This is a genomic window from Pseudomonas sp. NY8896 (assembly GCF_039634505.1).
On the sequence record NZ_CP132350.1, the window covers coordinates 4,769,550 to 4,784,077 of the forward strand.

Below are 14,528 nucleotides of genomic sequence, written 5' to 3' on the forward strand. Positions count from 1 at the left end.
TGCCAAATGGAAAATATTTTTATTTCTGTACTGCGACGAGATCGCTGCAGGCCGATCAATACACCACGGCCAACCACGGCAGGTAGGTAACCTTCAGGCCATATCGCTGCTCAAGCGTCCGCAACAGGGCCTCAGGCTCATCCAGATCAAATACCCCGCTCACCTCCATCGCCGCCAGCTTGCTGTCGGACAGCACAATGCGCCCATGGCGGTATCGCTCAAGCTCCTCCAGTACCTGCCCCAGCGGCTTGCCGTTGAAGATCAGCTTGCCGCGCTGCCAGGCCATTTGCATGCCGGCATCGGCCGCTACCGCCAGTTCGCGTTGACCTACCTTGGCCTCACCGTGCGCCAACACCACGTGGCCATCGCGGCGCACGCTGAAGGTCGCGGCAGTGCCCTGCACCCGCTCACCGGCGGTATCGACCACAAACGGCCGTGAATCAGCAGCGGTCTCGAACAATGCTTCACCGGCATCAAGCACCACACGCCGCTCATGCTCACTGAAAACGACGCTCATGGCACTGGCGCTGTTCAGCGTCACCCGCGTGCCATCAGCCAACGTAATGATCTGCCGCTCGCCGACAGCAGTGTGGTAATCCGCCAGCAGCATCGGCGCCTGCCGCCAACCCGCCACGGCGGCGACCAGCACCACCACGGACGCCGCCACACCCGCCTGCTTAAGCCAACCGCGGCAATGGCGCAGCGCCTGGCCGATGTACTTCGCCACCATGCTCTCGGAAACGCCCAGGCGTTGAGCGATCTGCTTCTGGGTCAGGCCTTCGACGCGGTTGAGCAACAGCGCCCGGCGGGCGTTGTCGGGCAGTTGCAACAGCGCCTGGTCAAGAATCCGCAGGCGCTCGCGGGCCAGCAATGCCGCCTCGGGCGCCGGTGCCGGGCAGGCCACCTCACAGGCGCCGTCACTGTCGTCGTGGCTGGCGGCGATGCGCTTCTCGCGGCGCAAGGCATCGATTGCCAGGTTGCCGGCCACGCGAAAGATGAAACTGCGCGCATGCAACACCGGCACCGCCTGCTCGTCGATGTTCACCAGTTTCAGATAGGTTTCCTGCGCCACGTCGGCGGCGCGCTGGCGGTCGCTCATGCGCCGGGTCAGGAACTGCAACAGGTCGTCGTAGTGCTCCTGGAAAGTCGCCAGCAGGCCCGACACGGGTGACGTCAGCATGGGTTTGGAAACTGCCAGTAAGATGAGTTATCGGACGTTAATGAGAAACAGTATCTTTCATCTGCAAGGATACTTTCAACGCCGACGCGCATTTGCCACACTCACCGTTCGCTCACTTTGGCAAGGTCGCCCTCAATGACTGCCCGCCTGCACCACTGTATCCGCCTGTTTCTCGTCCTGCTGATGGCGTATGGCCTAGGTGCCTGCGCCCTGTTCCAGCCACGCGACCCGGTCAACATCAGCGTGATCGGCATCGAGCCACTGCCCGGCCAGGAGCTGGAGCTGCGCATGGCGGTGAAAATGCGGGTACAGAACCCCAACGAGGCGCCGATCGATTACAACGGTGTCGCCATCAACCTGGAAGTCAACGGCCAGCCGCTAGCGGCCGGGGTCAGCGACCAGCAGGGCCATATTGGCCGATATGACGAAGCGGTAATCGTGGTGCCCGTCAGCATCACGGCGTTTTCCTTCCTGCGCCAGGCCTATGGGCTGGGCAAGGTAGAGTCGCTGCAGGGTTTGCCCTACACGCTGCGCGGCAAGCTGGCCGGCGGGCCGCTGGGCACCGTGCGCTTTACCGACGAGGGCAAGCTGGACCTGCCCAAGGGCGCTTACTGGTAAACGCCCGGTGGGGTGTGCTCAGCGGTTGGCGCTGGCCGCGGCCATCAGCTTGTTGACTTCGCTGCGCACCATGCTGGCGTACTCGGGCGGCGTCATGGCGTCCAGTTCGGCGCGTACCCACTCGGCCCACTTGCCCTTGCGCCGTGGCTTTTCGGCAATCAGCCGGGCCGCATCGCCCTTGGCCTTGCCCAGGTTGTTCTGCCACATCTCGAACAGCCGAGCCTTCTCTGCCTCGATCTGCGCCCGTTCCTCGAAGCTCATGTTGGCCAGATTGAAACTCATGAAGGTACCTGCAGGTTTGAAAATGGCCGCTATCTTACACCCAGGCAACGCAACATCGGAAAGCCGCCGCAACTTTCCCGACGTGGCGGTATCCATTGTTCACACCCCCCATCGACGAGGACGAGTTCATGGCCCGGAAAAACGCCACGCTGGCGGACAGCGATCAGATCAAGGACCAGGTATTCAGCGAACTGCAATCGCTGATCGAAGAATCGGAAAAACTGCTGAACGACAGTGCCGCCCTGGTGGGCGAAGAAGCAGAAACCCTGCGGGCGCAGGTCAGCCTCAAACTGAAACAGGCGCGCCAGGCCGCAGGCAATGTGCGGGACAAGGCGCAACCGGTGGTGGACGCCACTCAGGATTATATTGGCGGCCACCCCTGGCAGACCGTGGCCATTTCCGCCGGCCTCGGCCTGGTGATCGGCCTGTTGCTGGGCCGGCGCGACTAGGACCTGCGCCGCCTGCTGCGACTCAGGCGGCTAGTGCCTGCGGTATACCGCTGTGGAAGCGCAGTTCCTGGTCCGGTGACTGGATCAGTTCCATTTCCGCAGCGCGCACCAGTTCCACGCGGCGGGCGATGTCCGCCTCATCGCCGTAGTTGTGCGCCAGTTTCAGGTAGCCCTGGTAGTGGCGCGCTTCACTTTTCAACAAACCGTGGTAGAAGCGGCCCAGTTCTTCATCCAGGTGCGGCACCAGCGCAGCGAAGCGCTCACAGCTGCGCGCCTCGATGAACGCCCCCACCACCAGCGTATCCACCAGTTTCACTGGCTCGTGGGCACGCACCAGGCGGCGCAGCCCCGACGCATAGCGCCCCGCCGACACCGGGCGCAGCGGCACACCACGGCGCTTCATCAGGCGCAGCACCTGCTCATGGTGCACCAACTCCTCGCGGGCCAGGCGCGACATCATGTTGATCAGATCAAGGTGCGTGTTGTATTTGGCCATCAGGCTCAAGGCCGTGCTGGCGGCCTTGAACTCGCAGTTCTTGTGGTCGATCAGCAGGGTTTCCTGGTCGGCGAGCGCCGCTTCGATCCAGGCATCTGGCGTCGGGCAACCAAGAAAAGCGTCGATTTCGGGGATCAGGGACATAAACGTGCAACCACAGGAACAGGCAGAGGCGGCGATTATACCGACGGCGGCGGGTGGCGCCAGTGACTATGCTTGACGTATATCAAGCGCCAGCGGGGGAAGCGCCGACTATAGTCAGGCATTGGTCGCCACCTTTGAGGGAGTTCACGCCCATGCAAGCCGTCCGCAGCATCCTCGTCGTCCTCGACCCTGAGCACGCCCACAGCCGGGCGCTGACCCGGGCCAAGCTGATCGCTGGCGTCACTGGCGCACGCCTGCACCTGCTGATGTGCGACAAACGGCATGATCACAGTGCACTACTGAGCCTGTTGAGCAGCCAGTTGCATGATGACGGGTACGACAACATCACCCACGAAGAGGCCTGGCGCGACAACCTGCACGACACCATCATCTATGTGCAGCAGGCCGAGGGCTGCGAGCTGGTGATCAAGGAGCACCGCCCGGACAACCCGCTGAAGAAGGCCCTGCTCACCCCCAGCGACTGGAAGCTGCTGCGCCAGTGCCCGTGCGCTGTGCTGATGGTCAAGAGCGAACGGCCGTGGACCGGGGGCAAGATCCTGGCTGCAGTGGACGTGGGCAACCAGGACGAGGACCACCGCCGCCTGCATGCCAGCATCATCGACCATGGCTATGCCATCGCCGGGCTGGCCAAGGGCGAACTGCATGTCATCAGTGCCCACCCGTCGCCAATGCTGTCGGCCTCGGACCCGACGTACCAGTTGAGCGAGACCATCGAAAACCGCTACCGCGAAGCCTGCAAGGCGTTCCAGGCCGAATACGGCATCAGCGAAGACTGCCTGCATGTGGCTGAAGGGCCGGCGGATGTGCTGATCCCGTTTACCGAGAAGAAGCTTGATGCGGTGGTGACGGTGATCGGCACCGTATGCCGCACGGGGATTTCCGGGGCGTTGATTGGCAATACTTCGGAGGTGGTGCTGGATGAACTGGAGGGCGATGTGCTGGTGCTCAAGAGCGAAGAAGCCATCGCCCACCAGGCCGAACTGGCCCGCGGCTGACGCAATTGCCACGATTGGCGCGGTCCCTGTAGGAGCGGCCTTGTGTCGCGAAAGGGCCGCAAGGCGGCCCCAGAAATTTATGCATCAAAGCTGAAATCTGGGGCCGCTTCGCGGCCCTTTCGCGACACAAGGCCGCTCCTACAGGGACCGCGCAGGCCCGCTAGGCCATCGCCTCGCGCACCTTCGGGTCCAGGCCCTCCCCTGCGTTGGCCTCGATCCACTCCGCCAGTTGCCGGCGCATGGCCGGCGTCCAGAAGCTTTGCAAATGCTGCCGCACCCCCTGCACCGCCAACGCCCGGTTTGGCTCACTGTCGAAGTAATGGGCAATCTGGTTGGCCATCTTGACCAGGTTGTCACTGCTCATCGGCGCACCTCGGCTTTTTCCGCTGTGCGGCGCTCTATCAGCAGCCGCCGCTGTTCATCACTGAAGTCCTGGTAGCGCTTTTGCCATTGTGATGGCTGGAACACTTTCACCACTTCCACAGCCGTCACCTTGTACTCGGGGCAGTTGGTGGCCCAGTCGGAGTTGTCGGTGGTGATCACGTTCGCCCCCGATTCAGGGAAGTGGAACGTGGTGTACACCACGCCCGGCGCCACCCGTGCGCTGACCTTGGCACGCAGCACGGTCTGCCCGGCGCGGCTGCCGATTCCCACCCAGTCACCGTCCTGAATGCCACGGCTTTCGGCGTCGGTCGGGTGGATCTCCAAACGGTCGGCATCATGCCAGGCGACGTTGCCGGTACGTCGGGTCTGAGCCCCGACGTTGTACTGGCTGAGGATGCGCCCGGTGGTCAGCAGCAGCGGATAGCGGTTGTTGACCTTTTCGTCGGTGGGCACGTAGCCGGTAAGCATGAAGCGGCCCTTGCCACGCACGAACTGGTCGATGTGCATGGTCGGTGTGCCATCGGGTGCAGCATCGTTGCATGGCCATTGCAAGCTGCCATGGCGGTCGATCTCGGCGTAGCTTACCCGGCGGAAGGTCGGCGTCAGGCGAGCGATCTCGTCCATGATCTCGGACGGGTGGCGGTAGTTCATCGGGTAGCCCAGGGCGTTGGCCAGGGCCACGGTGGCTTCCCAGTCGGCCTTGCCGGCCAGCGGCTCCATGACCTTGCGCACCCGCGAAATGCGCCGCTCGGCATTGGTGAAAGTGCCGTCCTTTTCCAGGAATGAACTGCCCGGCAGGAAAACATGGGCGAACTTGGCGGTTTCGTTGAGGAAAATATCCTGCACCACCACGCACTCCATGGCGTGCAAGGCTGCCGTGACGTGCTGGGTGTTAGGGTCGCTCTGGGCGATGTCCTCACCCTGGCAGTACAACGCTTTGAAGCTGCCGTCCAACGCAGCCTCGAACATGTTGGGAATGCGCAGACCAGGGTCGGGCTGCAGGGTCACGCCCCAGGCTCGTTCGAACTCGGCGCGCACGCCCTCGTTGGAGATATGCCGGTAGCCGGGCAGCTCGTGGGGGAACGAACCCATGTCGCACGAACCCTGCACGTTGTTCTGCCCGCGCAACGGGTTCACCCCTACCCCCTCGCGGCCGATATTGCCGGTGGCCATGGCCAGGTTGGCGATGCCCATCACCGCAGTACTACCCTGGCTGTGCTCGGTCACGCCCAAGCCGTAATAGATGGCTGCGTTGCCGCCGGTGGCATACAACCGCGCAGCGGCGCGGATCTGCTCGGCAGGCACACCACAGACCGGGCCGAGCACCTCGGGGGCGTTGTCTGCCAGGCTGACGAAGTCGCGCCAGCGGGCGAAGTCTTCGGTTTCGCAGCGGGCATCGATGAAGCGTTGAGCCAGCAGGCCCTCGGTGACTATCACGTGGGCCAGGGCGTTGAGCATGGCCACGTTGGTGCCTGGGCGCAGTTGCAGATGCAGCTCGGCACGGGCGTGCGGCGAGTCGACCAGGTCGATACGCCGTGGGTCGATCACGATCAGCCGAGCCCCCTGGCGTAAGCGACGCTTGAGTTGCGAACCAAACACCGGGTGAGCATCGGTGGGGTTGGCGCCGATCACCAGCACCACGTCGGCCTGCATCACCGAATCGAAGCTTTGCGTGCCCGCCGATTCACCCAGGGTCTGCTTCAGGCCATAGCCAGTGGGCGAATGGCACACCCGCGCGCAGGTATCGACGTTGTTGTTGCCGAATGCCGTGCGCACCAATTTCTGCACCAGGTAGGCTTCTTCGTTGGTGCAGCGGCTGGAGGTGATGCCGCCAATGGCGTCGCGCCCGTACTTGAGCTGGATGCGGCGGAACTCGCTGGCGGCATAGGTCACCGCCTCGTCCCAGCTCACTTCCTGCCACGGGTCTTCCAGGCGCTTGCGAATCATCGGCTTGGTAATGCGGTCCGGGTGGGTGGCATAACCCCAGGCGAAGCGGCCTTTGACGCAGGCGTGGCCATGGTTGGCGCCGCCGTTCTTGTCCGGGACCATGCGCACCAGCTGGTCGCCCTTCATTTCGGCGCGGAACGAACAGCCAACGCCGCAGTAGGCGCACGTGGTAATGACCGAACGCTCAGGCTGGCCAAGTTGCACCAGGCTCTTTTCCGTCAGGGTCGCAGTCGGGCAGGCCTGCACGCAGGCGCCGCACGACACGCACTCGGAAGTGAGGAAGTCATCACCACCCGCTGCCGCTACCCGCGATTCAAAACCACGCCCGGTAATGGTCAGGGCAAAGGTGCCCTGGATATCCTCGCAGGCGCGCACGCAGCGGCTGCAAACGATGCACTTGCTCGGCTCGTAGTCGAAATACGGGTTGGAAACGTCCTTTTTCTCGGCCAGGTGGTTGGCGCCGTCATAGCCATAGCGCACCTCGCGCAGGCCCACCTGGCCAGCCACGGTCTGCAGCTCGCAGTTACCGTTGGCCGAGCAGGTCAGACAGTCCAGCGGGTGGTCGGAAATGTACAGCTCCATCACGTTGCGGCGCAGGCCGGCCAGGCGCGGGGTTTCGGTACGTACCACCATGCCTTCGCTGACCGGCGTGGTGCAGGACGCCGGGTAGCCGCGCATGCCTTCGATTTCCACCATGCACATGCGGCACGAGCCGAAGGCTTCAAGGCTGTCGGTGGCGCACAGTTTGGGGATGCTGGTGCCGAGCATCGCGGCGGCGCGCATCACCGAGGTGCCGGCGGGCACACTGATGGCGCGGCCGTCGATGCTCAGGCTGACCTGCACGTCGCTGTCACGGGCCGGGGTGCCGAGGTCGCTGTTTTTATCAGAAGCGGGGTCGAAGAAATTGATCACTGCGCGGCCTCCGTGGTGGTCAGCCCAAAATCGGCAGGGAAGTACTTGAGCGCACTGGCCACCGGGTAAGCGGTCATGCCCCCCATGGCGCACAGCGAGCCGTACTGCATCGTGTCGCACAGGTCGCGCAGCAACAGCGCCTGGTCGTGGCGTTCAGCGAGGTCGCTGCTGGCGATCAGCCGGTCGACCACTTCCATGCCCCGCGTCGAGCCGATGCGGCATGGGGTGCACTTGCCACAGGACTCCTCGGCGCAGAACTGCAGGGCGAAACGCGCCATGCTGGCCATGTTCAGGGTGTCGTCGGCCACCACTACACCGCCGTGGCCGAGCATCGCGCCCATGGCGGCGAAGGCTTCATAGTCCAGCGGCGTGTCGAAGTGGCTGGGGGGTACCCAGGCACCAAGCGGCCCCCCGACCTGCGCGGCCTTCAGCGGCCGGCCACTGGCCGTGCCACCGCCGTAACCGTCCACCAGTTCGCGCAGGGTCAGGCCGAACGCACGCTCCACCAAGCCACCCTGGCGGATGTTACCGGCCAGCTGGAACGGCATGGTGCCCAGCGAGCGGCCCATGCCGAAATCGCGATAGAACGCCGCGCCCTTGGCCAGAATGATGGGCACCGAAGCCAGGGTAAGCACGTTGTGCACCAGCGTCGGCAAGCCGAACAGGCCTTGCAGCGCGGGCAGTGGGGGCTTGGCGCGGACGATGCCGCGCTTGCCTTCGATGGATTCGAGCAACGCGGTTTCTTCGCCGCAGATATAGGCGCCGGCGCCCACTCGCACTTCCAGGTCGAACGCCTGGCCACTGCCGGCTACGTCAGTGCCGAGGTACCCCGCATCACGGGCAATGGTGAAGGCCTGGTCAAGCGAGCGGATAGCGTCGGGATATTCCGAGCGTACATAGATGTATCCCTTGTCGGCCCCGACGGCGAGGCCGGCAATGATCATGCCCTCGATCAGCAGGAAGGGGTCGCCCTCCATCAGCATGCGGTCGGCAAAGGTGCCGGAGTCACCCTCGTCGGCGTTGCACACCACGAATTTTTGCCCGGCACCGGCGTCACGCACGGTGCGCCACTTGATGCCGGCCGGGAACGCCGCGCCACCACGGCCACGCAGACCGGAATCGAGTACCGCAGCGACCACGTCGGCACCGTCCAGGGCCACGGCTGCCTCCAGCCCTGCGAAACCGCCGTGGGCGCGGTAGTCATCCAGCGACAACGGGCGGGTGATGCCGGCGCGGGCGAACAACAGGCGCTGCTGGGTCTTGAGGTAAGGTATTTCTTCGACCGCGCCCAGTGCCAGTGAGTGGCCACCAGGATCACCGGCCAGGGCATCGAGCAGGGACGGCACGTCCTGCGGGGTAACCGGGCCGAAGCCCTGGCGCCCTTGCGCACTGTCGCACTCGATCAGCGGCTCCAGCCAGTACAACCCGCGTGAGCTGGTGCGTTGGATGTCCAGAGGCAACTGGCGGCGCTCGGCCTCGCGCTGCAAGGCCTCGACGACCTGATCGGCACCCACGGCACGGGCGACCGAATCGCAGGGAATGTACAGGGTCAGCATGCAGCGTCCTCCCGGCAACCATTGACCAGGGCGCGCAGGCGCTCGGGGGTGAGGCGCGCGTGCACTTGGCCGTCCAGCTCCAGCGCCGGCGAGCAGGCACAGGCGCCCAGGCAATACACCGGCCGAAGGCTGATGGCGCCGTCGGCGCTGGTGCCATGATCGTCCAGTGCCAGCTGTTCACGCAGCTGCGCGGCCAGGGCCTCGGCGCCACGGCTCTGACACGACTCGGCGCGGCACAGGCGCAGAGTATGACGAGCAGGCGGCGCGGTGCGGAAATCGTGGTAGAAGCTGATCACCCCGCGCACCTCGGCCAGGCTAAGGTTCAGGGCATGAGCGATTTCGGGGACAGCCGCATCGGGGATGTAACCGATGTCGTGCTGGATGGCATGCAGGATCGGCAACAGGGCCCCCGGGGTGGCCTTGTCGCGGGCCAGAATGCGCTGGATATCGGGCAGGTGGAGCAATTCATCAGGCATACAGCGGACCTCGGCATCACGGACCCTGCCTGAATGATTGTGAGGGCAGGTGTCCGGCGTGTTCTGCTGCGGCGCGCCGGCCACGTCACGGTTGCGTGGTACTGGCGGCCTCCTTGCCCATGGCCGCACATCTGCGCGCGCTGGTCCCTGGGCATCCTGCAAGCATGGCACTTGTGGCGTCGAGGGGTTGCGTGCGAGCGACCAGGCGCATCCTGAAACCGACCTGTGGTCAGGAGGCCGGCCAGCCAGGCTTCACCCTGCTCCAGACCCTTGACGCTGAGCCGTAATCAGCCACAGCAGGTAGCAACCACCCAATACTCCGGTCACCAACCCCACCGGCAACTGCGCCGTGGCCGCCAGGCGTTGGCTCAGCCAATCGGCCACCAGCAGCAGCGCCGCGCCCATCAAGGCGGCACACAGCAATGGCACCCCCGCAGTACGCGTAAGCCGCCGCGCCAATTGCGGGCCAGCCAGGGCGATGAAAGCAATCGGCCCGGCTGCGGCAGTGGCAATGGCAGTAAGCCCTACCGCTGCAAGCACCAGGCGCAACCGCGAACGCTCCACCGCCACGCCCAACTGGCCAGCCATGCCATCGCCCATTTCCATCAGTGCCAGTTCACGCTTGTACAGCAGGGCCACCGGTACCATCAGTGCCAACCCCAGCGTGGCAGGCAACACATGGGCCCAGGTACGAGTGTTGAGCGAACCGGCCAGCCACAGCTGGGCGAACAGTGCCTGGTCGAGGTCGCCGGTGACCAGCAGCAGCTGGTTGAGGCCCGACAGCGTGGCGCCCATGCCTATACCCACCAGCACCAGCCGGTAACCCTGGCCGCCCTGCCCGCGACGCGCCAACAGCAACACCAGCAACGCGGTAAGCATGCCGCCTGCAACAGCGGCCAACGCCGTGGCCAACGGGCCGGCATCGAACAGGATGATTTGCACGATGGCACCACTCGCAGCGCCTGTGGTAAAGCCAATGACATCGGGCGAACCCAGAGCATTGCGCGCGATCGACTGGAAGATTGCCCCAGCCATGCCCAGCGCCGCGCCCACCAGCATTGCCGTGAGTACCCGCGGCAAACGCACGCGGATGACAATGCGGCTGGCCATCTCGTTGTCACCCTGCCCAAACAGGCTGGTCAACACCTGGCCTGCATGGATCGGCAGGCTACCCGTACCCAGCAGCAACACCGCCAGGCCCATCACCAACAGCGACAGTGCACTGCCGACCAGCACGGCCCGCAAACTGAAACGCAGGCTCAGGGGCCCGCATCGAAGCACACGCAACCCATTCACAGCTGACATAGGCGAAACCTGCCAATCAATACGATAAAGGCCGGCCCACCAAGCAACAGCGCCAGGGTCCCGGCGGCCAGCTCCGCGGGTGCCGCCAGCACGCGGCCCAGCAGGTCGGCGCCCAGCAGCAACAGCGCAGCGATCAGCGCGGCATAGGGCAGCATGCGCCGGTAGTCCGGCCCCACCAGCGATCGTGCCAGGTGCGGCGCCACCAACCCGACGAAACCGATCGGCCCGGCAATGGCGGTAGCACTGCCGGCCAGCAACATCAGCGCCACGCAGGCCAGCGCCCAGGTCAGGCGCACATTCACGCCCAACGCCCGGCCCAGATCTCGACCCAGCGCCAAGGCATTGAGTTGTGGCATCAAGGCGGCGGCCAGGGCCAGGCCCAAGGCGATCGCCAAGGTCGGCAATGGCAGCGCAGCCGTACTGCTGCCGGCCAACGAGCCGGCCGCCCAATTGCGGAAATGGTCATAGACCTGAGGTGGGGTGTTGAGCACGAGGATGGCCGTGAGCGAGGCCAGCAGCATGCTCAGCCCTGCCCCGGCCAGTACCAGGCGCACCGGGCTGCTGTCGGCAGCGCCGGCCTGGCCAAGCAGAAACACGACAACTCCGGCGATGCCAGCGCCGAAAAAGGCCAGCGGGATGTACTGGCTGACCTGGGTCAGACCAAACAATGCTACGCCTAGGATGACCGCGAGCGCGGCGCCGGCATTCACGCCCAGCAGCCCCGGTTCGGCCAGCGGGTTGCGTGTCAGTGCCTGCATCAAAGTACCCGCTGCCCCCAGCGCGAGGCCAGCCAGCAGCGCCACCAACGTGCGTGGCACGCGTAACTCACGCACGATGAGGTGCTCATCGTTCAGCAGGTCGGGCTGGTAGAGGGCGTCGAATACCACGCCGACGGTAATCGGATGCGAGCCAATCAGCAGGCTCGCCAGCGCCGCCATGAACAGCAGCAATAGCCCTGCCAGCAGCGCAGGGCGCAAAGTCGGGCCAGCCATGGTCAGTGGAAGTAGCCGGCGACGGTGTCGAGCATCTGCCGCCCGGAATAGTAGTCGATGCGGAACGAACTGGGCCCCAACGGGTACACGCGCTTGTGCTGCACCGCGCGCAGGTTGGCCAGCACTGGGTCGTGGAGGAAGGCTTGGGCATCTTTGTCGTCGGCGCTGAGCAGGAACACATCTGCATCACCGATGGCGGCGACCAGGTTTTCGCGGGAAATGAACTGGAATTCGGTGGCGCGAATCACCTGCCCCGCCATCGCCTCGGGCAGTTCACGCACTTGAAAGCCGAGTGCGGTCAGCAGCCTTGCCTGCGGGCTGAATGTGCGGCCGATGGAATAACTGCCACCGATGTTGTAGCCGATCAGGACGACCGGCCTTGGCGAGGGGGTCAGGCGGGCTGCCGTTTCGCGGGTGTAGTCGTCGAACCGCTGGATCACCGCCTTGGCCTGCTGTTGCAGTTCGGTCTTTTCTCCAAGCTCGGTAGCCAGGTCCTGCCAGGACTGGTTGGAGTAGTTGACCACCAGCGTCGGCACGCCCTGGGCTTTCAGCTCGGCCAGGTGCGGCGCGGCGCTGTCGGCACCGGTGGCAGACACCACCAGCAAGTCGGGGGCGCTGGCCACCACGGCCTCGATGTCGAACTGCAGGTTACGGTACAGCACCTGCACATCACGCTGGTCGGCCACAGCTGCCCATTGCGAGAAGAAGCCCTTGTCATCGGTCAGGCGGCTAGGCGTGGCGGCGGCGCTGGCCACCAAGGGGGCCTGCATGGCCAGCAGGATGCCGGTCACGCTCGGTGTGGTAGAGACAATTCGCGCGGGCGCGGCTATTGCACTCGGGATCACCCCAGCCAGCGCCAGGGCGACGGCGGCCAGTGCTGCACAAACTCGAAAACGCTTCATTGCTCGGCTTCGCTCAGAGGGAATCAGCTGCGCATGATAATACTTCTCATACAGATAATTCCATCATGTAGAATACGTTCCGCAAAATACCGGATTGCCAAGGACCCGCCATGAGCCCTCGCCTGCAAGCCCGCGCGCTGACCCTGCGCCGCGACCAAAGAACCCTGTCGCACGATCTGTCGCTGGACATCCAGGACGGTGCCTTCACTGTGATAATCGGCCCCAACGCCTGCGGTAAATCGACCCTGCTGGCAGCACTGTCGCGGCTGTTGGTGCCCAGCTGCGGCCAGGTGCTGCTCGATGGCCAGGACATTCAGCAGCGCCCGGCCAAGGACGTGGCCCGGCGCCTGGCCCTGCTGCCGCAAAGTGCCAGCGCACCGGACGGCATTCGCGTAGCCGAACTGGTCGCGCGCGGCCGCTATCCGCACCAGCGTCTGTGGCAACAGTGGTCACCCGAGGATGAACAGGCGGTACAGCGCGCGATGCATGCGACCGGCATCGAGGCGCTGGCCGAGCGCCCGGTGCAGGCATTGTCTGGCGGCCAGCGCCAGCGCGTGTGGATTGCCATGGTGCTGGCGCAGGACACCCCACTGTTGCTGCTGGATGAGCCCACCACTTACCTGGATATCGCCCACCAGTATGAATTGCTGGAGTTGCTGCGCGACCTGAACCGACAGGGGCGCACCATCGTGGCGGTGCTACACGACCTGAACCAGGCCTGCCGTTATGCCAGCCACTTGGTGGCCATGCGTGAAGGCGCCATCGTCGCCCAGGGGGCGCCGGCGCAGATCTTCACCGAGGCGCTGGTGCAGCAGGTCTTTGGGTTATCCGGGCTGGTGATTGACGACCCGGTGAGCGGGACGCCTATGCTGGTGCCACGAGGGCGACGCGAGCCTCAACCCGACGAACAGTAAGACCTGCGCTCATGCCGGCAGCACCGGCGCCGGCGCACCCAGCATGCGCCCACCGGTCGCCTGGTTGACCAACCCTGCCTCATGGAACAACGCCTGGCGATCCTCCGGTGTACGCAACTGCCCCAGGTCGGTCACCGTAGTCATCACACAAACAATCTCCTGCTGCGCATCGAACACCGGCGCCGCTTGCCCGGTCACGCTGGACAGCAAGTGGCTGGTCAATTCGGCCCAGCAATGCTGGCGGATCTGCTCCAGCACTTTGGCACTGGGCGGGGTGCCACGAAAATGCGCCGGCTGCAGCTTGCGCGCCGCCTCGATGGTAGCTTTGGGCAGGAACGCCTGGAAAATCAGCCCGCAGGCCGTGTTGTCGATCGGCAGGATATCGCCCAGAGCCAGGGGGTTGATCGAGAAGTAAGCGCTGCGGTACCAACGCACCAGTGTCGGGCCCCGGTCGGTCCAGATCGCCACCCCGCCGCTGGCGGCATGCCGCTGGGCCAGCCCCTTCATGTGCTGGGCGGCAATTTCCACGGCATCCACACGCTTGAGGGCGCCGATACCGATGCTGAGCGCGGCCGGGCCCAGGTCATACAGCGCACTGGCCGGGTCCTGCTTGGCCAGCCCCTCCTTGACCAGGCTCTGCAGGTAGCGGTGCGCCGTGGAACCGCCGGTGCCTGTGCGCCGGGCCACCTCACCCAGGCTCAGTTCATTCTCCGCATTGGCCAGTACATTCAGGAACCGCGCAGCGATAGACACCGACTGAATGGTGCCGGAACGCTTCTCGCCCGGGCTCTCCGGCTCCGTGTCGGCGGGGGACTGCAAAGTGTTCAACGGGGCTATCTCCTCATTTCTGGTTTTTCCGCCAGGCATCACTAGGGTGGCCGGCAAGCGCGGCTGCCCATCATACCGCCAGCGGCCCCGGCCTGGCGCGCACGCCGGCTAGGCCAAGCATCAGCAT

The 14,528-nt window shown here is 64.9% G+C and carries 15 protein-coding genes; 4 read left to right on the forward strand and 11 right to left on the reverse strand.

Annotation, left to right across the window (positions count from 1 at the left end):
* Positions 1-55: 55 nt before the first annotated feature.
* Positions 56-1,180 carry a sigma-70 family RNA polymerase sigma factor gene (locus Q9451_RS21410; RefSeq protein WP_012271478.1) on the reverse strand — a complete coding sequence of 375 codons (1,125 nt, stop codon included), beginning with the start codon at positions 1,178-1,180 and terminating at the stop codon, positions 56-58.
* Positions 1,181-1,315: 135 nt separating this feature from the next.
* Between Q9451_RS21410 and Q9451_RS21415 the strand changes: the two genes are divergently transcribed.
* Complete coding sequence (locus tag Q9451_RS21415) at positions 1,316-1,798, forward strand: LEA type 2 family protein (RefSeq protein WP_012271477.1); 483 nt, start codon at positions 1,316-1,318, stop codon at positions 1,796-1,798.
* 18 nt (positions 1,799-1,816) lie between these two features.
* Here Q9451_RS21415 and Q9451_RS21420 read toward each other — a convergent pair whose 3' ends face one another.
* Complete coding sequence (locus Q9451_RS21420; protein ID WP_012271476.1) at positions 1,817-2,080, reverse strand: hypothetical protein; 264 nt, start codon at positions 2,078-2,080, stop codon at positions 1,817-1,819.
* A gap of 128 nt (positions 2,081-2,208) precedes the next feature.
* On the opposite strand from Q9451_RS21420, the gene Q9451_RS21425 reads away from it, so the two are divergent.
* The gene (locus Q9451_RS21425; RefSeq protein WP_012271475.1) at positions 2,209-2,529 is read left to right on the forward strand and encodes a DUF883 family protein; all 321 of its coding nucleotides are present in this window, start codon (positions 2,209-2,211) and stop codon (positions 2,527-2,529) included.
* A 22-nt stretch (positions 2,530-2,551) separates the two neighbouring features.
* On the opposite strand, the gene miaE is transcribed toward Q9451_RS21425, so the two are convergent.
* Positions 2,552-3,169 carry a tRNA isopentenyl-2-thiomethyl-A-37 hydroxylase MiaE gene (gene miaE, locus Q9451_RS21430; RefSeq protein WP_012271474.1) on the reverse strand — a complete coding sequence of 206 codons (618 nt, stop codon included), beginning with the start codon at positions 3,167-3,169 and terminating at the stop codon, positions 2,552-2,554.
* 152 nt (positions 3,170-3,321) lie between these two features.
* On the opposite strand from miaE, the gene Q9451_RS21435 reads away from it, so the two are divergent.
* Positions 3,322-4,185: a universal stress protein gene (locus Q9451_RS21435; RefSeq protein ID WP_012271473.1), complete on the forward strand. Its 864-nt coding sequence runs from the start codon at positions 3,322-3,324 to the stop codon at positions 4,183-4,185.
* Positions 4,186-4,345: 160 nt separating this feature from the next.
* Here the strand turns inward: Q9451_RS21435 and Q9451_RS21440 are convergent, their stop codons facing one another.
* The 7 genes from Q9451_RS21440 to fepB form a co-directional block, all read right to left on the reverse strand.
* On the reverse strand, positions 4,346-4,549 hold the full coding sequence (locus Q9451_RS21440; RefSeq protein WP_012271472.1) for a formate dehydrogenase subunit delta: 204 nt from the start codon (positions 4,547-4,549) through the stop codon (positions 4,346-4,348).
* Positions 4,546-7,428 (reverse strand): formate dehydrogenase subunit alpha, encoded by a 2,883-nt coding sequence (fdhF, locus tag Q9451_RS21445; RefSeq protein WP_012271471.1) that lies wholly within the window; start codon positions 7,426-7,428, stop codon positions 4,546-4,548. The genes Q9451_RS21440 and fdhF overlap by 4 nt, the downstream gene beginning before the upstream one ends.
* Positions 7,425-8,984, reverse strand: coding sequence for a formate dehydrogenase beta subunit (locus Q9451_RS21450; RefSeq protein ID WP_012271470.1), 1,560 nt, complete (start codon positions 8,982-8,984; stop codon positions 7,425-7,427). The genes fdhF and Q9451_RS21450 overlap by 4 nt, the downstream gene beginning before the upstream one ends.
* The gene (locus Q9451_RS21455; RefSeq protein WP_012271469.1) at positions 8,978-9,460 is read right to left on the reverse strand and encodes a formate dehydrogenase subunit gamma; all 483 of its coding nucleotides are present in this window, start codon (positions 9,458-9,460) and stop codon (positions 8,978-8,980) included. Before Q9451_RS21455 ends, Q9451_RS21450 begins: the two co-directional genes overlap by 7 nt.
* Before the next feature lie 252 nt (positions 9,461-9,712).
* Complete coding sequence (locus Q9451_RS21460; RefSeq protein WP_123108947.1) at positions 9,713-10,756, reverse strand: iron chelate uptake ABC transporter family permease subunit; 1,044 nt, start codon at positions 10,754-10,756, stop codon at positions 9,713-9,715.
* Positions 10,753-11,757: an iron ABC transporter permease gene (locus Q9451_RS21465; protein ID WP_012271467.1), complete on the reverse strand. Its 1,005-nt coding sequence runs from the start codon at positions 11,755-11,757 to the stop codon at positions 10,753-10,755. Before Q9451_RS21465 ends, Q9451_RS21460 begins: the two co-directional genes overlap by 4 nt.
* A gap of 2 nt (positions 11,758-11,759) precedes the next feature.
* Positions 11,760-12,659 (reverse strand): Fe2+-enterobactin ABC transporter substrate-binding protein, encoded by a 900-nt coding sequence (gene fepB / locus Q9451_RS21470; RefSeq protein ID WP_012271466.1) that lies wholly within the window; start codon positions 12,657-12,659, stop codon positions 11,760-11,762.
* Between the two features lie 110 nt (positions 12,660-12,769).
* Between fepB and Q9451_RS21475 the strand changes: the two genes are divergently transcribed.
* Positions 12,770-13,573, forward strand: a complete 804-nt coding sequence (locus Q9451_RS21475) for an ABC transporter ATP-binding protein (RefSeq protein ID WP_012271465.1) — start codon at positions 12,770-12,772, stop codon at positions 13,571-13,573.
* A gap of 9 nt (positions 13,574-13,582) precedes the next feature.
* Here Q9451_RS21475 and Q9451_RS21480 read toward each other — a convergent pair whose 3' ends face one another.
* Positions 13,583-14,401, reverse strand: coding sequence for an IclR family transcriptional regulator (locus Q9451_RS21480; protein WP_041166441.1), 819 nt, complete (start codon positions 14,399-14,401; stop codon positions 13,583-13,585).
* Between the last annotated feature and the right edge of the window lie 127 nt (positions 14,402-14,528).